This is a genomic window from Streptococcus sp. 1449 (assembly GCF_013276805.1).
GTDB lineage: Bacteria > Bacillota > Bacilli > Lactobacillales > Streptococcaceae > Streptococcus > Streptococcus pseudopneumoniae.
The window spans coordinates 36654-57898 of sequence record NZ_VMLS01000007.1; the positions used below are offsets into that span (position 1 = coordinate 36654).

Sequence of the window (21245 nt, forward strand, 5' to 3'; positions counted from 1 at the left end):
CTAGCATGCTATTTCAATCCTGCTACAAAGCGTTCTGTAATCTCTTTTGGTCTAGTAATAGCACCACCAACAACGATGCCTCGCACTCCGTATTCAAGGATTTGTTTGGCTTGTTCTGGTGTATGAATTTTTCCTTCTGCAATGACATCTACACCGGCATCACAGAGTTTTTTGATGAGTTCAAAATCTGGACCATCCACTTTTGGACTGTAGGATGTGTAGCCTGATAAGGTTGTTCCGACAAAGTCAATTCCTGCTTCGACCGCTGCCAATCCTTCTTCAAAAGTACTGGTGTCCGCCATCAAGAGCTGGTTAGGATATTTCTCCTTAACCTGACGAATGAACTCTTGAATTTCCAAACCATCGTAGCATTCACGCTTGGTACAATCCAGAGCAATCACCTCGATGTCCAGTTCTGACAATTCATCAACTTCTTTCATAGTAGCCGTGATGAAGGGTTCCTGAGGTGGATAATCACGTTTGATAATCCCAATGATTGGAAGTTTAGTGACTTCCTTAATTTCCTTGATATCGCGAACACTGTTTGCTCGGATACCGACTGCTCCACCTTGCTCAGCCGCTTTGACCAGCAAGGGAATCACCCCTCCCGCTTCTGTATAAAGCGGTTCATGAGGAAGAGCCTGACAAGAAACGATGATTCCATCTTTGATTTGCTCAATCAAGGCTTCTTTGCTAATCTGTGGCATCCTCTTTCCTCCTTTTCTTTATTTCTATGAGATTATTATACCTTAAAATTAAAACGCTTTCAATAGTTTGTAGTATAATAGATTTCAGTTTCAAAAACTAGCCAAATCAAACAGCTCCTCTAAAAGTACTTTCAGAGGAGCAAGTTGACCTAAAAATCATACCTAAGTTAATGATAAAAAATAAGAGTCCAAGCAATTTATACGATGTGAACAATAAAACAAGTAAACCTGTAAGTGATAAAATCGAATTTGAAGCAATTCCTGCTAACATAATTTTCAAAAATTGTTTTTTATTCTTTAAGAATTGCACCCCACTTAAATCTACAAAAAAAGCCAAATTAAACAAAAGTAGCATTATTCCACAATTTGGGATCTCAATTTGATAATTATTAGCAATTATTGCATGACTAAATTCATGTATCGTTGCAGATATAATAACAACAAGCAACCAAAATAAAAGAATGTTTAGCGTTATTGGAAAGTTTTGGAAATTAGTCAAAATATCCGCCCTATAAATATACATAATAAAACATTGCAAAATAAGAGCCAATGGGAAAATACCAAATAGGATTTTTTCAAAATTCTTATTAAATCTTTTATAGTTTAATTTTTCAGATAATGTTATATTAAAGTCCAATGTTATATTAAAGTCCCAAGATATTTTAAAAATATTTATCTTTTTTCGTGATTTCATAGAATCTATAAGTCCCATTTTACTAAGAACAATATAAAATCTTAAATAATATTTCTTCCCTACTAACACTAATAAGTCCGATATGGTAAATTCTTGACCTATTAGTTGCTCTAACCATTTTTTTCCTGTTTCCCAACTAATACATGTTTCTTACTGGATGGTATATATAGATGATACTGTCCCTCAGTCCACAATCAATAAAATAATAACTAATTCTATTAATCTCTTGCTGCAAGACTAATACGGAAAATTCAAATGACTGTCTAAAATGAAATTGAAAAAGCTTAATGTTAGTAAATGAACAAACTTCAACAACCAGTAAGAGCAAGGATTGCTAAACCAAATCCGATACCTATTGCAAGTCCAGCTGAAAAATCACTAACTGGTACTGAAATTTTTTCAATTTCCTCAAATAAAAAGTTATCTTGCATGATTATCACTCCCTATCTTTTTAACAATAGGCTACTCCAATTAAGAGAACTACCCCAGTTCCAAGTAAAACTCCCCCAAAATTCACCATCTGTAGAGGCTACGATTTCTTCAATTTCTTCAAATAAGAATACTTCATCTGACATATGTGTTACCTTCTTCATAAAAAATTATTTTGCAATCGATTACACTGCATAATGTAACATAAAGAAAAACAGATGTCAAATATTAAACGTAAAAACTAGTCACTAAAGTACTATGAGAAAAAAGTAAAACCTAGCGACGCGATGAGCGCTGGGTCGTTTGGTTTCGATTGCTCTCTTCCTCTTGTTTTTTCTGTTCTTCTTCTAAACGTTTACGTTCTTCTTCCTGCCTTTTCTCAGCTTCTTCGGCCTCTTTTTTGGCTTTTTCTTCTGCTTCCATAATCAATTTATCCGCTACAGTGTAGCTGTAGATTCCAGCTTCCATATCGACCACACTTGGTTCTGACAATTGAGGCTTAATCTTACTGTAATAAGGCAGTTTCTTACTCATTTCAGATAGAGGAACCAAGACTTCGTCCGAATCATTCATGGTCAATCGAATTAAATCGGAAGTGACCTTGCTGGGAGCTAATTCCACCTTTTGGATAGCCGCCTTGAGTTCTGGGCTAATTTGAGAAAGTTCTGAGACAAAAGCCTTGATTTTTTCACTATCATTAAAGAGAACTGATATATAAGTTTCTGGTAGACTGACCAAACTCACAGCACTGGTCTCAAGCTGACCACTGGAAAGAATAGGATAATGGTTTTCACCAGAAATATAGTAGGCCACAATATCATATTCCTTGACCTTGATAGTGAACTTGGTTGGAAATTGATAAACAAGTTGAGCTGATTCAACCCAATAGTTAGACTTAATCTGCTTTTCATATTTTTCCTTGTCTAGCAGAAGGTTAATCGTATAATCCGAATCCTGAATACCTGAAGCCTGTCGAATATCATCAGCCGTAGTGTGCACCGTTCCCTCAACACGAATATCCTTCATGGTCGCATAAGGACTGAGTAGGTAGGCAGAGACAATCAATAAAAGCAGACTTGGAAATAAAATCGTCAGAGCTCGCAAGATATGGAGGCCAGGAATCTTTGCTTTGGCTGCTTTTTCCTTTGGAGCCTTTTTAGCAAGCTTTTTATCCTGTTCCTCGTCCTCTTTAGACCTCGATTCTTCTATCGCTTCTTCCTCTTTGTCAGCCTCTGAGGATTCTACTTTTTCTTCAGACTTTTCCTTAGCTGATTCTTCATCTTCTGGGTCCGCTTCACTCTCTTGGTCCTCGGTTGCATCTGAATCTTCAGATTTTGAAGCCATTCGAGCTTGTCTTTCCTTTTCTTTCTCCTCAGCTAGGGCTGCCTCTTCCTCAGCCTTCTTTTTTAGATATTCTTGGTTTCGTTTCTGCCATTCTGATAACTCTTTCAATTCTTCGAGGATTTCTTTGCCCTCATTTTTCTTATCTTTTGACATTTACTTTCCTTATGATAAATCTTTTTTCAACAATTGATAAAAATCTGCTAGAGATTTCAATTCCTTAGAAGCCTTCATGTTAGCCTGGTAGTCTTCCTTGTGACTTAGTAAGTGAGCAAGCTTCTCTTCCAAACTATCCAAGGTCAAATCGCTTTCTTGAAGCTCTTCTGCATAGCCTTTTTTTACAAAGTAAGCTGCATTTTCAATCTGGTCGCCACGACTAGCTTCACGACCAAGTGGCACAATAACATGCAATTTTGCCATGGCCAAGAGCTCAAAAATCGTATTGGCACCACCTCGTGTCACAACAATATCAGCCAATTCCATCAAGGGTTGATAGAGATTGGTCACATAGTCAACACGAAAAAGATTTTGGCTCAACTCATTCAGGCTAGAATCTCCAGTTAAATTGATAATATTGTAGCGCTCTGTCAGTTCTTTCTTATGGTCTGTCACCAATTGGTTAAAGACACGAGCGCCTGCAGAACCACCGACAAACAATACAGTTGGCAATTTAGGATTAAAGTAGGTTTGAATATCCACCAATTCATCTGGTTCTGGAGTGTTTTTGTCCGAAACCTTGGTCACTGCTCCCACATGCTCAACCTTAGACAAACTTGAAGCTTGCTCAAAGGTTGAATACATCTTCGTAGCAAATTTATAGGCGATTTTATTGGCCAAGCCCATAGACAGGTCAGATTCGTGAATAAAGACAGGCACTCCTGACACACGCGCAGCGATAACGGGCGGTACAGAGACAAAGCCTCCCTTTGAAAAAAGGGCCTGTGGACGAACTCGTAACATGATAAAGAGCGATTGGACAATTCCCCAACCAACTTTGAAGACGTCCAGCATATTTTGCCAAGAGAAATAGCGACGCAATTTCCCAGTTGCAATGGAATGGAAGGTGACGTCAAAACCTGACTTGAGGATTTCTTGGTGTTCAATACCACTCTTGTCCCCGATATAGTGGACTTCCCAGCCATCTTCGATGAACTTGGGCATTAACAAAAGATTGAGGGTAACGTGTCCAACCGTCCCCCCACCTGTAAAGACAATTTTTTTCATATTATTCCTTTAACTCCGCTACTGTGTCGATAAAGAGGTCGCCACGTACTTCAAAGTTAGCATACATATCCCAGCTGGCATTGGCTGGACTGAGAAGGACTACATCTCCTTGAGTCGCAAGTTCATAGGCCTTGCGGGTCGCATCTGCAATATCAGTCGCATCCACATAAGCCACACCAGCCTTGTCTGCTGCCCGTTTGACACGTTCGGCAGACTGACCAAGAATGACCATCTTCTTGAGTCCAGTAATATCTGGAACCAAATCGTCAAACTCATTGCCACGGTCTAAACCACCTGCAATCAAAATGACCTTGCTGTTGTCAAATCCTGACAAGGCTTTTTGAGTAGCCAAGATATTGGTTGACTTGCTATCATTATAGAATTTGACACCCTTGATTTCATCCACAAATTGGAGACGGTGTTTGACACCACCGAAGGCTGAAAGAGTTTCCTTGATGGTTTGATTGTCTACACCACGAAACTTGGCTACAGCAATAGTCGCAAGGGCATTTTCCACATTGTGGCTACCTGGAACTCCGATTTCATTCGCTGCCATGACCACTTCCCCACGGAAGTAGAGTTGACCATCTTCCAGATAAGCTCCATCAACCTTTTCCAGTGTTGAGAATGGTACAACGGTAGCTTGTGTTTTTCTTGCCAATTCCTTTGCCAAGTCTTGGTTAAAGTTCAAGACAAGGAAATCATCTGCTGTCATCTTGTTCTGGATATTCCACTTGGCTGCTACATATTCCTCAAAAGAACCATGGTAGTCGATATGGGTTGGCATGAGGTTGGTAATAACCGCAATCTCAGGATGGAATTCTTGGACGCCCATGAGTTGGAAAGAAGAAAGTTCCATGACAAGCGTGTCCTTATCTGACGCTGTTTGAGCAACCTGACTGGCAGGATAGCCGATATTTCCTGATAAGAGACCATGTTGTCCAGCAGCAGTCAAAACGTCCCCAATCATAGTCGTTGTGGTTGTTTTTCCATTTGAACCTGTAATACCAACAATCGGTGCTTCTGAAATCAAGTAAGCCAATTCCACTTCAGTCAAGACTGGAATTCCCTTGGCCAAAGCCTTTTCAATCATGGGATTGCTGTAGGGGATACCTGGATTTTTCACCATAAGAGCAAACTCTTCATCCAAGAGTTCCAAAGGATGACCACCTGTGATAACCTTGATTCCTTCTTCCAGCAAATTTTGGGCAGCTGGATTGTCCTCGAAAGGCTTCCCATCATTTACTGTCACAATGGCGCCTAGCTTATCCAACAAACGAGCTGCAGATTCACCAGACTTGGCCAAGCCTAAAACAAGGACTTTCTTATTTTTAAATTGATCTATTACTTTCATGTCTCGAACTCCATTTCTACTCCTACTATTTTACCATTTTTATGGAAATAAAAAAGCCACAAAGTGTGTTTGTGACTCTTTCTTCTAACTGATACTCTTCGAAAATCTCTTCAAACCACGTCAGCTTCGCCTTGCCGTACTCAAGTACAGCCTGCGGCTAGCTTCCTAGTTTGATTTTTGATTTTCATTGAGTATGAATCTTACCATATCATATATGTGATAAATCGGTAACTCGAATAACTTGGTCCACTTGCTCCCAAATCAGAGGATTGTGGGTCGCAATAATAATGGTCCGATTCGGATTTTTTAAAGACTCTAGGATAGAAAGTAATTCCTCAGAGTTTTTGGGGTCTAAGGAAGCGGTTGGTTCATCTGCGAGAATCAAAGGTGGATCCTTTAAAATTATCTTCGCTAGTGCAACACGTTGTGCTTCTCCTCCTGATAATTCAAAGATAGGTTGCTTTAAATCTAAATAAGAGAGGTTAACACGTTTTAGAGCTTGTTTCATCAAAGAGATTTTCTCTTTTTCTTTCAACTTTTTACCAACTAAACCCAGATTGAGATTCTCTTTGACGGTTTGGCTTTCAATTAAGCCAAAATCTTGAAATAAGTATCCCAAGTAATCTCTAAAGAAAACAGAAGGCCTGATGTCCTTAAGAGAAGTGCCATCATAGATGATTTGTCCTTTGTCATATGGCTCTAATCGTCCAATCATATTCAAGAGTGTTGTCTTACCACAGCCACTTGTACCGATTAAGGCATAAATTTTCCCACCTTCAAAATGAAGATTTGTATCTGAAAATAGCTGACGGCTTCCAAATTTTTTAGATATATTCTTTAGTTCAATCATCCTATTTTCCTTTCATAATTGTCATAGAAACACGAGATTCTTTCTGAGCTTGACGGTAAAGCGTCAAAACTGCACTAGCCAGAAAGACGAATAAAGTGAGCAAGCCAATCACCAAGTCTCGACTGCTTAAAATAAAGAGACTAGCACCAAATACAAAACTGGCAAATTGGCTAACCATATACTGAGCATGTGTTTCAAAAAATCGTAAACCTGAAATTCGTTTAATCAAGATATCTCGGCGGAATTGCTCGAAATATAGAAGATTGACAGAATAAAAGAGTAACAAGGAACTGGCTATCCCAACAATAGCTCCTAAGATTAAAGTTGCTGTTTCAGTTTGAACTTCATTATAACGAGTTAGATAAACACTTCTTCCTTCTTTAAGATAGGATACTTGCTCATAAATTCCAGCTTTCTTCAAGAGTTCTAGCCCACTCTCATATCCTTTGATAAAGAGTTGTTTTCCAGCATTGATAGACCAACTAGATTTGGAAATGATACTATCACCTGTAGATGTTGGAGTAAATACAACTAAAATTGGATCGGTTAAGTACTGGATGGATACTGGGCTTTCACCGTTATTATAAATAAATCGCTTTTCTCCAGTTGGAAGATAACTAACAATCGCTCTCATTTCATACTCTAAAGGAGCACTTGCCTCCTCACCAGATTTTCCATAATAACTCAATCTTTCTTCAAAAGCTTTCTTAAGTTCTGCTTCCTGTGAACGAAGAGATTCTGGTAATAAGAGTCCAAATTCCCCTTTTTGAAGATGGGCTAGTTTCTGTCTAGTCTCACCATTTACAGATACATTTTCCTTGTCCAAATAACTTGGGCTGACATAGAGAACATTAGCATCTGGACTATAGGTATCCAGTGTCTCTCCGTTTTCATTTTTTCCTTGAGGATTTGCAAAATGAATGAGATTCTCTTTTACAAATAGAGCCTGTTCTTTTTCAACTGCTTCTTTGGAAAATTCATACCACTTATTCTGATTTTCTGTATCTTTTCCTCTATCACCTAAGCCAAAAGAAATTTGATAATAGTCTGCTCTGTCCTTCCACGCTTGTTTTGAAATTTCAAGTTCTTTCAATCGTTGGTAAGACGTCAAGCCCGTCTTAACAGCGTAGCCTACTGTAAAAACAGCTACTAACTGACACAATAGGGTTAAAGCCATCAAGCGTTTAAGGGGTAATCTCCCCTTAATAACAGGAACTAATGATTTGTAACTCAAACTCATTAGATAAAGGAGCATTAGTAAAATTGAAATACCCAATAAAAACAACAGATAGAAACTAATCCCAAAACCATAGGTGGCTAACAAGATAGGATAAAACAAACCTTGACTAAAAAGAACGACTCCCCCACCTAGGAAGGAAAGGAGGGCTGATAGAAGGAGCCATTTGATATCAGTCGATAAAGAATGCCCCATGATGGATAAGAGAGTCTGACCAGAAAAGAGTTTTATACCTGCTGCTCTCATTTCCTTAATCCGAGTGATAATCACTAGAGCAAAGAAAGATAAGCCAAATATTGCTAAACTAATTAAAATAAGGGGATTTAGTAATATTCGAAAAGCAAGAGTATAGGGCGGTGTCTTTCGGTCAGGAATTGCTTTATAACCCAAATCTCCTAATTTATCGGCAAGCTTTTCTTTCGTCAAGGAGCCTGACAAAAGGAGATAACTATTTAGTGGATCACTACGTTCACGACTTTCTTGACTAGCTTCTTGGAATTGTTTTGGTAAAGTTCCCTGACCATAAATTGCATAAGTAAAGTGAGTTGTCCCATCCTTACTCGGCTCTACAATTCTTCTAGCTATTAAACTCTGTTCTGAGTTTGCAAAATTCTCCAATTCCTGTTCAAATACCTCACGCGTCGGTTCCTGAGTATCCTTTTTGACACGAAGTAAGGAGACGGAATCATAGCTTGCATATAAATATTGTGGCGCACGTAAGACAATAATCCAAGCAAGGAAGAAGCTGAGAAAAAAAGTTGATAATAATATGAATAGTTTCTTCATAGTAGACTCCTTGTATAAGAGAATAACCCTATAGAAAAAGATTTTATCTTTTATACATTCTTAGAATTATTTTCCTAGTTCAATCCATTACACCCTGAGCACAAAGACAATAATACTCTTCAAAAATCTCTTCAAACCGCGTCAACGTCGCCTTGGATTATATATGTGACTGACTTCGTCAGTCTTATCTACAACCTCAAAGCAGTGCTTTGAGCAACCTGCGGCTAGTTTCCTAGTTTGCTCTTTGATTTTCATTGAGTATAAATTTAATCCTTTCTTATTTTGAAAACGATTTCTTATAATTTAAGTATATCACTTTCTATATAATTTATCAACATATTTTACTAAAATATTATTAGTAATAGAGTTTTACAGTTCCCCAAAAAATAGATGTCATTAACGAATTTTATTCAAGTTTTTCCCATTCATATTATCCAAGCAAAAGAGGTGATGTTATAGTAAAAAAACAATTCAAACTATTGTAAAATTCCTACCAAAAAAAGAGAGCCGAAACTCTCTTTTTTATCTTCTTTTACTTTTTTTGACTGGCATGAGTGTGATGTCTCTCACACTAAAGTAAGCTAGGATTAACATGGCTATTGCTAGGAATATTTCTGTTGGTAATTGAAAAATTTTCAGAAAAGATAGAGCCAACAAAACCAAGAGTGCCACTAAAATACATACCATAGCAACGATATTGACTGTCCCTTTAATACTTTCTGGTGTCGCAAATACATAGAGTAGGAGCAGTAAAATTCCTAGGACTAAATAGACCATCTTTCTCTCTTTCTAGCTCTTATTCAGCTGATTTTTTCTTCTTGTTAGCTTTCTCACGCTCTGCCTTGTTAAGGATTTGTTTACGCAAACGGATAGACTCAGGCGTTACTTCCATGTACTCATCGTCGTTCAAGAACTCAAGAGATTCTTCAAGGGTCAAGATACGAGGTGTCTTGATTACAGCTGTTTGATCCTTAGTAGCTGAACGAACGTTGGTCATTTGTTTAGCCTTAGTGATGTTAACTGTCAAGTCATTTTCACGAGAGTTTTCACCGATGATCATTCCTTCGTAAACCTCAGTACCTGGGTTGACAAAGATCGTACCGCGTTCTTCGATAGACATGATAGAGTAAGTTGTAGCCTTACCAGCATCGATAGAAACAAGGGCACCACGGTGACGTCCACCAATTTCACCTGGAATCAATGGCAAGTATTGGTCGAAGGTATGGTTCATGATACCGTAACCACGAGTCATTGACAAGAACTCAGTTGAGTAACCGATCAACCCACGCGCTGGAACAAGGAAAACCAAACGAGTTTGACCATTACCAGTTGAAATCATATCCAACATTTCACCCTTACGTTCAGAAAGGCTTTGGATAACAGACCCTTGGTATTCTTCTGGAGTGTCGATTTGAACACGTTCAAATGGTTCACATTTCACACCGTCGATTTCTTTTACGATAACTTCTGGACGAGATACTTGAAGTTCATAACCCTCACGACGCATTGTTTCGATAAGGATTGACAAGTGCAATTCTCCACGACCTGAAACAGTCCATTTATCTGGTGAATCAGTTGGGTCAACACGAAGGGAAACGTCTGTTTGCAATTCTGCCTGCAAGCGTTCTTCTACCTTACGAGAAGTTACCCATTTACCTTCTTTACCAGCAAATGGTGAGTTGTTGACCAAGAAAGTCATTTGAAGAGTTGGCTCATCGATGTGTAGGATTGGAAGAGCTTCAACTGCGTCTGTCGGAGTGATGGTTTCACCGACAAAGATATCTTCCATACCTGAAACGGCAATCAAGTCACCTGCTTTTGCTTCTTGGATTTCACGACGTTCCAAACCAAAGAAACCGAAGAGTTTTGTAACACGGAAGTTTTTAGTTGTGCCGTCAAGTTTAGAAAGGGTAACTTGGTCCCCAACCTTAACTGTACCACGGAAGACACGACCGATACCGATACGTCCAACGAAGTCATTGTAGTCCAAAAGTGATACTTGGAACTGCAAAGGCTCATCTGAGTTGTCTACTGGAGCTGGGATATGGTCAATAATTGTGTCAAAGATTGGTGCCATAGTAGCTTCCTGGTCAGCTGGATCATCTGACAATGAAGAAGTTCCGTTGATCGCTGATGCATACACCACTGGGAAATCAAGCTGGTCGTCATCTGCACCAAGCTCGATGAAAAGTTCCAAGACCTCGTCCACTACTTCTGCTGGGCGAGCTGATGGCTTATCGATTTTATTAACAACCACGATTGGGACAAGGTCTTGTTCCAATGCTTTTTTCAATACAAAACGAGTTTGTGGCATTGTTCCTTCGTAGGCATCTACGACCAAGACAACACCGTCAACCATTTTCATGATACGCTCAACTTCTCCACCGAAGTCCGCGTGTCCTGGTGTGTCCATGATATTGATACGAGTTCCGTTATAGGCAACGGCTGTATTTTTAGCAAGGATGGTAATCCCACGCTCTTTTTCGATATCGTTTGAGTCCATAGCACGCTCTGCCAATTCAGTACGTGCATCAAGCGTTTCTGATTGTTTCAATAATTCGTCAACCAGGGTTGTTTTACCGTGGTCAACGTGGGCGATAATCGCAATGTTACGGATATCTTCTCTTAATTTTGTCATGATTTCCTCTATAATATTCAAAATTTATTTTCTAACTGAACGATTATACCATAATTTCAAGTAAATAACATAACTCAAGCAAGTGTAAATGTTTTCACTCCGCTTTTCTTTTCACGTCAAGCCTTTTCAAAGCAAGCGACTTATGATAAGATAGGCACAGTATGCGTTTAGATAATTTATTAGCCCAAGAAAAAGTTAGCCGAAAGGCCATGAAGCAAGCACTCCTCAGAGGGGAAATTCTAGTCGATGGTTGCCCAGCCCGCTCCCTAGCTCAAAATATCGATACAGGACTACAAGAACTCCTTTTTCAGGATCGAATCATTCAAGGCTATGAACACACCTATCTTATGCTTCATAAACCTGCTGGTGTCGTGACAGCCAACAAAGACAAGGAACTTCCGACCGTCATGGACCTGCTTCCATCTGACATCCAGTCTGATAAGCTCTATGCCGTCGGCCGACTGGACCGAGATACAACGGGACTCCTCCTCTTGACCGATAACGGTCCCTTAGGCTTTCAGCTCCTCCATCCCCAATATCATGTCGATAAAACTTATCAAGTTAAAGTTAATGGACTTCTGACACCTGACCATATCCAAGCCTTTCAAAAAGGAATTGTCTTTTTAGATGGCACTGTCTGTAAACCCGCAAAACTAGAGATTCTATCTGCAAGTCCCTCCCTCAGTCAAGCCTCTATCACCATTTCAGAAGGAAAATTTCATCAAATCAAGAAAATGTTCCTCTCGGTTGGTGTTAAGGTGACTAGCCTCAAGAGAATCCAATTTGGGGACTTTACATTGAACCCAGATTTAGCAGAAGGTAACTACCTCCCTTTGAACCAAAAAGAGTTACAAATCATTAAAAACTATTTAGAGATGAGTCGATAAAATAAAAAAAGCTTTAAATTTAAAGCTTTTTTGTTTTTTGCTTATCTAAAAACTACTGCGATTGTTAGAATCCAGTTAAGAACAGAAACTACAAGTCCTACGATGTTGAGAATTTTTTCTGTTTTATAGTCCAGTCCAGATTCTTTTTGGTATGAAAAAGCCAAAACCAATCCTATGATCCCCAAAATCAGACTCACTATTGGAGAAAGCAAACCAAGGACGATAGATAAGATACCTAAAATAAGTGAAGGTTTTTTCTTTTCTTGTGAATTCATATTATAAAATCTCCTTAAAATTAATATAAATGATGATACCATAAAATGCTAGCTTTATCTATCATTCGACAGATTTTTACAGAATGTTAGCTAGTCTTCACTTTCCCTTTCCAAGAATCCAAGCCATAAGAAAGGATATAAATCTCAGAAAAACCTTGTTTTTTCAAGTAAAGAGCTGCATTTGTAACTCGTTGCGCACGTTGGTTTTCGTAGAGAAGGACAGGTTTATCTTTACGAAGGGCTGCAAGACTAGTTTTCAACTGACTTGAAGGAATATTGCGTGCACCAAGGATATGTTTTCTGTGGAATTCTGCTGGGTCGCGCAAATCAATCAATTGACCCGTACGAATCAAGGCTTCAAACTCCTCATTGTCCACAATTTTAGCCGCACGGCGAATACGAAGATAGTTAAAGCCCATCCACGCCAACATTGCTAGTATAAGTGCCCACAAAATCCAAGTAACCATTAGTTCTTTTCTCCATTTTTCTCAATATAATCCAATTCTACCTTGTGCTCTCTGCGAAGAACTGCTTCTGCCTCTAGATAGTCTAATTTATCCATCAACCCTGCATCGTAAATCCGAGATAGTTCCAACTTCATCAGTTCAATATCATATAAGCGTTTTCCCATGTAAACAATAATACCAAATCGTTTGAGGAATTGCTGCACATCATAGAATGTTTTCATAAGACTCATTCTAGCAAAATTTTGTGTTTTTTTCAAGAAGAGACTTACACAATACTCCTGATTTTCCTATCTTCTTTGGCGATTCTGTTGCAAGTATGGTACAATAAAAACATGAGAATTCAACAATTACATTATATTATCAAAATCGTCGAAACTGGCTCCATGAATGAGGCAGCCAAGCAACTCTTTATCACCCAACCGAGTCTTTCCAATGCTGTGAGAGACTTGGAAAATGAAATGGGGATTGAGATTTTTATCCGAAATCCCAAGGGTATCACCTTGACCCGTGATGGGATGGAGTTCCTCTCTTATGCCCGTCAGGTTGTCGAGCAGACCCAGCTTCTGGAAGAACGCTATAAAAATCCTGTTGCCCACCGCGAACTCTTTAGCGTTTCCTCCCAGCACTATGCCTTTGTGGTCAACGCTTTCGTCTCTCTACTCAAGAAAAGTGATATGGAAAAATACGAGCTTTTTCTTCGTGAAACGCGGACTTGGGAGATTATCGATGACGTCAAGAACTTCCGTAGTGAGGTCGGTGTCCTCTTCTTAAACAGCTACAACCGTGATGTTTTAACCAAAATGCTGGATGACAACCACCTGCTGGCTCACCATCTCTTCACAGCCCAGCCCCATATCTTTGTCAGCAAGACCAATCCTCTGGCAAAGAAAGACAAGGTCAAACTATCTGATTTGGAAAACTTCCCTTATCTCAGCTATGACCAAGGGACACACAATTCCTTCTACTTCTCTGAAGAGATTCTATCTCAAGAGCACCACAAGAAATCCATTGTGGTTAGTGACCGTGCCACCCTCTTTAATCTCTTGATTGGTTTGGATGGTTATACCATTGCGACAGGGATTTTGAACAGCAACCTAAACGGAGACAATATCGTTTCTATCCCACTGGATATTGATGACCCGATTGAGCTGGTCTATATCCAGCATGAGAAAACCAGCCTATCTAAGATGGGCGAACGCTTTATCGACTATCTACTAGAAGAAGTTCAGTTTGATAGTTGAGAAATGATAAGAACCAATATGTAGGCTAGCAACAACCTGCACATTGGTTCTTTTTACTTATAATTAAAAGTTTCCCCTGCCAACTTATCAGCTAGCTTGGGAAAGAGAGTATAAAACTTATGGGCTAGGTTCAACAAAATCGGGAGATTGAGTTCTCGTTTATTTTTGCCTATAATCTTGACAATCTTTTTAGCCACTGCATCTGCCTCTAAGAGGAAGCGGTCAACCGATTTAAGATAAGTTCCATCTGGGTCAGCTTGGTCAAAAAATCCTGTTCGGATTGGACCTGGATTGACTGTTGTCACATAGACTCCATAGGGCATAAGTTCGAGTCGCAGAGCATTTGAAAAACCAATAGCCGCAAACTTGGTCGCTGAGTAAAGACTAGACTTGCCAGTAGCTATTAGACCTGCCATGCTGACGATGTTGATGATATGCCCTTTGCTGCTTTCCTTCATACGAGCCGCAAGGTGACGAGACAGATTCATCAGGGCAAAGGTATTGACCTCAAACATCTGGTGAATATCTTTATCAGCAATCTGGTCAAATCCCTCAAAAATCCCGTAACCAGCGTTGTTAATCAAGACATCAATCTTGCCATAGCGGAGATAAAGATCAGTTACCAGAGCTTCTAGGGCTGAATCGTCGGTAATATCAATTTCAATCAATTCTGCATGGGAATAATTTCCGTAGAGTTGGGCTAATTTTTCCTTATTTCTACCAAGCAAGATGAGCTGGTCTTCTGGTAAAAGTTTGACCATTTCTTGAGCTAGACCACCACTAGCGCCAGTAATGAGAATAGTAGGCATACTTATCCTTTCTGTGACTGCTAGATTTCCACTTCTTCCAAATCCTTGACCACATGGACGTTTTCAAAAATCGTTGCCGCATCTTTCTTGAGCTTGCTGATATCTTTTGATAGAAAGCGAGCACTGATATGGTTGAGCAATAGTCGTTTGGCACCTGCTTCTACCGCTACTTGTGCAGCTTGCATGTTAGTAGAATGACCATGATTACGAGCAATTATTTCATCGCCCTTGCCATAAGTGGACTCATGAACTAGGACGTCGGCATTGACAGCCAGACGCACACTAGCATCCGTTTTTCGAGTGTCTCCTAAAATAGTGATAATCTTACCCGGACGGGGAGCTGAGATATAGTCAGCTGCCTTGATTTCAGTCCCATCTTCGAGAACAACGTCCTGACCGTTTTTAATTTTTCCAAAAAGTGGGCCAAATGGGACACCTGCCGCCTTGAGTTTTTCAGCATCCAGCGTTCCTTCCAAGTCCTTTTGAATGACACGATAGCCAACACAGAAAATAGTATGATCCAACTCCTCTGCATACACCGTGAATTTATCGGTCTCAAGGATTTTACCTAGAGAATCTTGGTCAAACTCATGAAAATGAATACGGTAAGGCAGGCGCGAACCTGACACACGAAGACTGGTTAAGACAAAGGACTTGATACCTTGCGGTCCATAGATTTCCAAATCTGTCTGCTCTTCATTGGCCTGAAAGGCACGGCTAGATAGGAAACCTGGCAAGCCAAAGATGTGGTCTCCATGTAGGTGGGTAATAAAGATTTTGCTGACCTTACGTGGTCGAATTGTGGTTTCCAGAATGCGATTTTGCGTTCCTTCTCCACAGTCAAAGAGCCAGACTTCGTTAATCTCGTCCAAGAGTTTCAGGGCGAGACTTGAAACGTTGCGGGCTTTAGAGGGCTGACCAGCCCCCGTTCCTAAAAATTGAATATCCATTCGATACTTTCTAATTAATCAATATATAACATGGCTGTGCGGTTTTTCGATCGGAAATAGCGCTTGCCAGAAAAAGCAGTAGCTTCTTGCAGTAAATCCTCTTGGCTGTAGCCTTTGAGACGCTTACAACCATCAGCCAAGCTTTCTAAATCTGTCAAAGCTGTGAGATTTTCCACACTAACAACTTCCTCATCTCCGACAGGCTTCATGTAAATCTTTCCAGACTCTTCAAATACTAGTTGATGGGGGAAAATTTGCGCAATTTCAAAAAGCAAGTCATCCGAAATTTTCTCTTCATTCTCGGAGAAAATTCGACCCAGTCCCTCACTCTCATAACAAAAACCAAAGGATTTACCAGATAGATTAAGCCGAATAAAGGGCTTGTTTTCTAAGGTGAAACTTGGCTCAGTATTGTAAAGATTCAGTTCCTGACTGAGTTCCGCAAAATAATCCGTCGCAGCTTGAGGACTCTTTTTCTGGTAGAGTTCTGCAAAGTAAGCATTGACTACACTAGGCGGAGGAGTGATCAGTGCCAGCTGCTCTTGCTCTGTCTTGCCAGCTAGAAGCTGATCCAGATAGACCTTATCCAGACTTGTATAGCCCCCATATTTTAGAGCCAACGTTTTAATATCAGTCATAAAATTCCTCTAACCTCCATTTATTTTTCTCGGAAATGTAGCCTGTAATCACTTCGCCGTCCTCCTGATAATCACGTTCTTCCAGAATCGCAACACTTTCTAAATCATGAATCTTGTAAGACTTTGAAAAAGGCACGCGCAGGGTAAAGGATTCAAAAATATCCTTGATTTTCTCTAAAAATAGTGCCTGCAAGTTCTCACGACTATCCTCAGCCTTGGCAGAAATGAGGGCATAAGGCGTTTGAGTCGGCGTGAAATCCTCCACCAAATCCGCTTTATTATAAAGAGTCAGGCGAGGAATATCCTCCATATCCAAGTCTTTCATGATAGACAAGACTGTTTTTTCATGCTCTTCGTGGTAAGGATTGCTGGCATCGATAACATGAACCAGAAGGTCCACATGCTTGCTTTCTTCCAAGGTCGACTTAAAACTGGACACCAACTCTGTCGGCAAATCTTGGATAAAGCCCACGGTATCTGTCAAAGTTACTTGAAGATTGCCCCCTAGATGAATACTCTTAGTCGTCGCATCCAGAGTCGCAAAGAGCTCGTCAGCCTCATACTGAGTCTTACTGGTCAAGGTGTTCATGATAGTTGACTTCCCAGCATTGGTATAACCAATCAAACCAATCTTAACGGTGCTGGACTCCAGACGTTTTTCTCTGACAGTCGCCCGATTTTTCTCAACCACCTTGAGCTGGCGCTCTATATCCGTGATTTGATTGCGAACGCTACGACGGTTCAACTCCAGCTGGCTTTCACCAGGTCCACGGGAACCAATTCCCCCTGCCTGACGGCTGAGCATAATCCCCTGACCAACCAAGCGAGGCAAGAGATATTTTAGTTGAGCTAGGTGGACTTGGAGTTTCCCTTCATGGCTTCGAGCCCGCATGGCAAAGATATCCAAAATCAACTGCATACGGTCAATGACCTTAACACCCAGAACTTCCTCTAGATTGACATTTTGCCTTGGGGTCAGACGGTTGTTGACGATGACAGTGGTGATTTCTTCTGCATCCACCATAAGCGCAATTTCTTCTAACTTACCAGAGCCGACGAAGGTCTTGGAATCATATTTTTCACGTTTTTGTCTGTAGCTATCTACAACGACTGCCCCAGCTGTCTTAGCTAAACTGGCCAATTCTTCCATAGAGAGATCAAAATTGTCCATGCCCTGCAATTCCACACCAATCAGCAGAACTCGCTCCTCTTTTTTCTCCGTTTCAATCATCTAAAAACTCCTCTATCTGGTTTAAAATGCGGTCTTGCACACCAGCTTCTCCAATCTGATAAAAGGTCACCTGCATGCGATTACGGAACCAGGTTAACTGACGCTTGGCAAAACGACGGGTCGCCTGTTTGAGACTCTCACTGGCTTCCTCCAAGGTCTGCTCTCCACGGAAATATGGAAAGAGTTCCTTATAGCCAATTCCTTTAGCCGCCTGCACATTAGGGTAATGGTCAAAAAGCCACTTGGCCTCATCCCAAAGCCCAGCCTCAAACATCAAATCCACTCGGTGGTTGATGCGCTCATAAAGTTTACTACGTTCATCATCCAAGCAGATAATCAATGGTTCATACAAGGTCTCTTGATTTTCCAATTCCTGACCAAAATGGGCAATTTCCAAGGCACGCATCGCACGACGACGATTAAACTGAGGAATTTTAAGGTCTGCTTGCTCCACCAGATGAGCTAATTCCTCATCTGTATAAGGCTCCAAGCTAGCCCGATAGGCCAAAATCTCCTCATGGGGAGTCTCCCCACCTAGGTGGTAACCTTCTAGCAAGCTCTGGATATAAAGTCCAGTCCCACCAGCGATAATGGCCAGCTTGCTACGGCTGTGAATATCCTCAATAGCCATCTTAGCTTCTGAAACAAAATCAAAAGCCGAGTAAGACTCGGTTACCTCTCTAACATCGATTAAATGATGAGGAACAGTTTCCTGCTCTTCTGGACTAGCCTTAGCCGTCCCAATATCAAGTCCTCGATAGACTTGCTGACTATCACCGCTAACCACTTCGCCATTAAAACGCTTGGCCACTTCAATGGCAAGGGCTGTTTTTCCAACTGCAGTCGGTCCAACAATCACAATTATTTTTGTTTTCATCTTTTTTCCTTGAAAAATTCCCATTTTTTCGTTACTATTATTATAACACAAAAAGGTCAGTCAGAAAAATGTGACCTCTTGAAGAGGCTGGCTGATTAAGAAGATAAAGGAGGAAGACTCATGGCTAAAGGATTCGCTAAAGGTCTTGTAACAGGTGTCGCAGGAACTGTCGCTGCAGTTGCAGGTGCAGTATACGCATTTAAAAAGAAAGTGATCGAACCAGAAGAACAAAAAGCAGCTTTCATCGAAGAAAACCGTAAAAAAGCAGCTCGTCGCCGCGTATCACGTTAAAAAACAAAAGAAGTTGGGATTCATTATCTCAACTTCTTTTTTCTATTCTTTCATACTCAATGAAAATCAAAGAGCAAACTAGGAAACTAGCCGCAGGTTGCTCAAAACATGGTTTTGAGGTTGTTGATGAAGCGACACTGACGTGGTTTGAAGAGATTTTCTAAGAGTATTAAATAGCTAGGTCAAACTTTAACTGTGGCTTAACAGGGTCATAATCCACCAACTCAAAATCTTCTGCTTTGATATCAAAGAAATTGGTCCCATCAGGAACATTTAAAACCAAGCGTGGTTGGCAGTTTGACGGCTCACGACGGAGCAATTCCTGAGCTTGTTCAAATTGATTGTCATAGATATGGAGGTTGTTTATGAAATAGAAGAACTTCCCAACCTTCCAGCCAAAATGCTTGGCAATCATCATTTGAAGAGCTACATACTGCATAGCATTGATGTGGTGAGCCACCAGCATATCATTGGAGCGCTGGGTCAAGGTCGCATCCAGATAGATTTCCCCATCTACACGGCGGACATCAAACATGGTCTGAAAGGCGCATGGAAGGAGGCCCTCTGTCTCCTCAAAAGCTTGGTAATCCCAGAGAGAGATAATATTGCGGCGGTTCCAAGGGTTGGCTTCCAACTGTTTGAGAAGCTTATTGATGATGTCGTGTTTCTTAACAACAGCACCATAGCGCTCACCAATGGTTCCTGTATCCCCCACTTCCCAGTCATTCCAGTAGTGAACATTGTACTTGTCATTAAGAACGTCTAGGCTATTTGACTGGTCTTGGTAAATCCAGAGCACTTCCTTGATGGCTGATTTGATGGCAATGGGACGCAAGGTTGTGATGGGGAATTCCCCCTTTGCCAAGTCATACTCGGCAAATGCACCCGTTACATACTTGGAGTTGGCAACTGTCCCATCCTTATACTTAGGACGAGCTTGCTCTGAAAAGACACCGTCTTTGATGATTCGTTCAATATTTTCTTTAAAAATCGTATCTGCTTTTGTCATTTACTCTCACCTCATTCATTGTCCTAACTAGTATAGCATAAAAAAGAAAAGAGGAACATTACTAACTCTAGGTTAGCATTTTTCCTCTCTCATTATTTTATTGCAATACAAGTGATGCTGCTCCGATAACCCCAGCGTCATTTCCTAAAGTTGCAAGAGCCAATTTTGTTGATGTGCGTACTTGTGGGAAAGTATTTTCATCGTAGACTTTTTGAACACCTTGTAGAAGGAATTCTCCTGCAGCTGATACACCACCACCAATGACGATTGTTGATGGGTTCAAAATTGAACCGATGTTAGCACAAGCGATTCCCAAGTAACGTGAGAAGTTACGGTAAACGATCAAGGCAAGGTCGTCTCCTTCTTTTGCGAGATCAAAGACAGTCTTAGCAGTTACTTCTTCTCCATTATCAATCAAGCGTTTCAAGGCTGCATCGCCTTCGTATTCATCCGCATAGCGACGAGTCAAATTGACAATCCCTGTTGCTGAAGCAACTGTCTCAAGGCAACCTTTCTTACCGCAAGTACATGCGATTGGTTGGTCAAAGTCAACAGTGATGTGGCCAAGCTCACCTGCTGCACCAGCCACACCGTGAAGCAATTTGCCTTCTGCGACGATACCGCCACCAACACCTGTACCAAGTGTCATAAAGACAACGTCTGGTTGGTTATCACCAGCACCCATCCAGCGCTCACCAAGAGCTGCTACGTTAGCATCATTATCGATAAAGAAAGGAATACCCAAGGCTTTTTCAATCTTTTCTTTAATTGGTTGAAGGGTTTTCCAGTTCAAATTGTAGGCACCAATAACAGTCCCTTTTTCACGGTCAACCACACCTGGTGACCCCATTCCAATACCTTGGAAATCCGCTGCCACCAATCCAAGCAAGTCCAAACGGTGTTGAATAGACTCAATCATATCATCTACGATATGACTTCCCTCATCCAAAATGTTAGTCTTGATAGACCATTTTCCTTGGATTTCTCCTGCTGTTGTTAAGATTGCAAATTTGATAGAAGTTCCACCAAGGTCAATCCCAATAATCTTTTGACTCATCATACTCTCCTTTTTCATTGTCTAGTAATTGAAAATGCTTACAGTACTAGTATAACAAATTTCAGTCATTTATGCAAAGGTTTGCATTAACTTTCTGAATTTTATCTGATTTATGGTTTCCAGAGACCTGAGGCATCTACATAGTAGCGGCCTCCATCAACTCGCTCATTCTTAGCCATTTTACCATCTGATTTCAAATAGTAATTTCCTTGCCATGCATTGCGAGCGTATGAACCATCTGATTTCAAGTAAT

General features: G+C 40.5%; 23 protein-coding genes and 2 pseudogenes. 3 read left to right on the forward strand and 22 right to left on the reverse strand.

What is annotated here, in order from left to right:
- Positions 1–8: 8 nt before the first annotated feature.
- The 11 genes and pseudogenes from HT687_RS01920 to typA all read right to left on the reverse strand — a co-directional run bounded on the left by HT687_RS01920 (position 9) and on the right by typA (position 11260).
- Entirely contained in the window at positions 9–707 is a 699-nt protein-coding gene (locus tag HT687_RS01920) for an N-acetylmannosamine-6-phosphate 2-epimerase (RefSeq protein ID WP_172924056.1), read from the reverse strand.
- A gap of 151 nt (positions 708–858) precedes the next feature.
- Positions 859–1419, reverse strand: a pseudogene (locus HT687_RS01925) (peptidase M50 family protein); the annotation flags it as partial.
- 290 nt (positions 1420–1709) lie between these two features.
- Complete coding sequence (locus HT687_RS12150) at positions 1710–1832, reverse strand: hypothetical protein (RefSeq protein WP_023932987.1); 123 nt, start codon at positions 1830–1832, stop codon at positions 1710–1712.
- Between the two features lie 12 nt (positions 1833–1844).
- A complete protein-coding gene (locus HT687_RS12155) occupies positions 1845–1976 on the reverse strand; it encodes a hypothetical protein (protein WP_007284949.1) in 132 nt (43 codons plus the stop codon).
- Positions 1977–2106: 130 nt separating this feature from the next.
- Positions 2107–3327, reverse strand: a complete 1221-nt coding sequence (locus tag HT687_RS01930) for a cell division protein FtsQ/DivIB (protein ID WP_172924057.1) — start codon at positions 3325–3327, stop codon at positions 2107–2109.
- Positions 3328–3336: 9 nt separating this feature from the next.
- The gene (locus HT687_RS01935) at positions 3337–4395 is read right to left on the reverse strand and encodes a UDP-N-acetylglucosamine--N-acetylmuramyl-(pentapeptide) pyrophosphoryl-undecaprenol N-acetylglucosamine transferase (protein WP_172924058.1); all 1059 of its coding nucleotides are present in this window, start codon (positions 4393–4395) and stop codon (positions 3337–3339) included.
- A 1-nt stretch (position 4396) separates the two neighbouring features.
- Positions 4397–5749 carry a UDP-N-acetylmuramoyl-L-alanine--D-glutamate ligase gene (gene murD, locus HT687_RS01940; RefSeq protein WP_054388163.1) on the reverse strand — a complete coding sequence of 451 codons (1353 nt, stop codon included), beginning with the start codon at positions 5747–5749 and terminating at the stop codon, positions 4397–4399.
- 208 nt (positions 5750–5957) lie between these two features.
- Complete coding sequence (locus tag HT687_RS01945) at positions 5958–6599, reverse strand: ABC transporter ATP-binding protein (protein ID WP_054388162.1); 642 nt, start codon at positions 6597–6599, stop codon at positions 5958–5960.
- Position 6600: 1 nt separating this feature from the next.
- Positions 6601–8622: a bacteriocin-associated integral membrane family protein gene (locus HT687_RS01950; RefSeq protein ID WP_054388161.1), complete on the reverse strand. Its 2022-nt coding sequence runs from the start codon at positions 8620–8622 to the stop codon at positions 6601–6603.
- Between the two features lie 522 nt (positions 8623–9144).
- Complete coding sequence (locus HT687_RS01955) at positions 9145–9399, reverse strand: DUF3165 family protein (protein ID WP_000262803.1); 255 nt, start codon at positions 9397–9399, stop codon at positions 9145–9147.
- A 19-nt stretch (positions 9400–9418) separates the two neighbouring features.
- Entirely contained in the window at positions 9419–11260 is a 1842-nt protein-coding gene (gene typA, locus HT687_RS01960) for a translational GTPase TypA (protein ID WP_000164111.1), read from the reverse strand.
- A gap of 161 nt (positions 11261–11421) precedes the next feature.
- On the opposite strand from typA, the gene HT687_RS01965 reads away from it, so the two are divergent.
- Positions 11422–12147 (forward strand): pseudouridine synthase, encoded by a 726-nt coding sequence (locus tag HT687_RS01965; RefSeq protein ID WP_054388160.1) that lies wholly within the window; start codon positions 11422–11424, stop codon positions 12145–12147.
- A gap of 41 nt (positions 12148–12188) precedes the next feature.
- On the opposite strand, the gene HT687_RS01970 is transcribed toward HT687_RS01965, so the two are convergent.
- The 3 genes from HT687_RS01970 to HT687_RS01980 all read right to left on the reverse strand — a co-directional run bounded on the left by HT687_RS01970 (position 12189) and on the right by HT687_RS01980 (position 13119).
- Complete coding sequence (locus HT687_RS01970) at positions 12189–12422, reverse strand: hypothetical protein (protein ID WP_001088017.1); 234 nt, start codon at positions 12420–12422, stop codon at positions 12189–12191.
- 86 nt (positions 12423–12508) lie between these two features.
- A complete protein-coding gene (locus tag HT687_RS01975; protein WP_000259256.1) occupies positions 12509–12889 on the reverse strand; it encodes a rhodanese-like domain-containing protein in 381 nt (126 codons plus the stop codon).
- The gene (locus tag HT687_RS01980; RefSeq protein WP_001808324.1) at positions 12889–13119 is read right to left on the reverse strand and encodes a YqgQ family protein; all 231 of its coding nucleotides are present in this window, start codon (positions 13117–13119) and stop codon (positions 12889–12891) included. Before HT687_RS01980 ends, HT687_RS01975 begins: the two co-directional genes overlap by 1 nt.
- Before the next feature lie 102 nt (positions 13120–13221).
- On the opposite strand from HT687_RS01980, the gene HT687_RS01985 reads away from it, so the two are divergent.
- A complete protein-coding gene (locus tag HT687_RS01985; protein WP_001222592.1) occupies positions 13222–14130 on the forward strand; it encodes a LysR family transcriptional regulator in 909 nt (302 codons plus the stop codon).
- Between the two features lie 53 nt (positions 14131–14183).
- On the opposite strand, the gene HT687_RS01990 is transcribed toward HT687_RS01985, so the two are convergent.
- From HT687_RS01990 to miaA, 5 genes are read right to left on the reverse strand one after another with little or no spacing between them, the layout of a single operon-like run.
- Entirely contained in the window at positions 14184–14939 is a 756-nt protein-coding gene (locus HT687_RS01990) for an SDR family oxidoreductase (RefSeq protein ID WP_172924059.1), read from the reverse strand.
- A gap of 20 nt (positions 14940–14959) precedes the next feature.
- Entirely contained in the window at positions 14960–15889 is a 930-nt protein-coding gene (gene rnz / locus HT687_RS01995; protein ID WP_138700711.1) for a ribonuclease Z, read from the reverse strand.
- 14 nt (positions 15890–15903) lie between these two features.
- Positions 15904–16527, reverse strand: coding sequence for a cystathionine beta-lyase (locus tag HT687_RS02000; protein ID WP_138700712.1), 624 nt, complete (start codon positions 16525–16527; stop codon positions 15904–15906).
- Positions 16520–17758 (reverse strand): GTPase HflX, encoded by a 1239-nt coding sequence (gene hflX, locus HT687_RS02005; RefSeq protein WP_172924060.1) that lies wholly within the window; start codon positions 17756–17758, stop codon positions 16520–16522. Before hflX ends, HT687_RS02000 begins: the two co-directional genes overlap by 8 nt.
- Positions 17751–18635, reverse strand: a complete 885-nt coding sequence (gene miaA / locus HT687_RS02010; protein ID WP_138707398.1) for a tRNA (adenosine(37)-N6)-dimethylallyltransferase MiaA — start codon at positions 18633–18635, stop codon at positions 17751–17753. The genes hflX and miaA overlap by 8 nt, the downstream gene beginning before the upstream one ends.
- Positions 18636–18755: 120 nt before the next feature.
- On the opposite strand from miaA, the gene HT687_RS02015 reads away from it, so the two are divergent.
- Complete coding sequence (locus tag HT687_RS02015; RefSeq protein WP_001051780.1) at positions 18756–18926, forward strand: DUF3042 family protein; 171 nt, start codon at positions 18756–18758, stop codon at positions 18924–18926.
- Positions 18927–19095: 169 nt separating this feature from the next.
- Here HT687_RS02015 and HT687_RS02020 read toward each other — a convergent pair whose 3' ends face one another.
- From HT687_RS02020 to HT687_RS02030, 3 genes and pseudogenes are all read right to left on the reverse strand, one after another.
- On the reverse strand, positions 19096–19935 hold the full coding sequence (locus HT687_RS02020; protein WP_119948129.1) for a thymidylate synthase: 840 nt from the start codon (positions 19933–19935) through the stop codon (positions 19096–19098).
- Positions 19936–20032: 97 nt separating this feature from the next.
- Positions 20033–20992: an ROK family glucokinase gene (locus tag HT687_RS02025; RefSeq protein WP_031243409.1), complete on the reverse strand. Its 960-nt coding sequence runs from the start codon at positions 20990–20992 to the stop codon at positions 20033–20035.
- 110 nt (positions 20993–21102) lie between these two features.
- A pseudogene (locus HT687_RS02030) lies at positions 21103–21245 on the reverse strand (N-acetylmuramoyl-L-alanine amidase family protein); the annotation flags it as partial.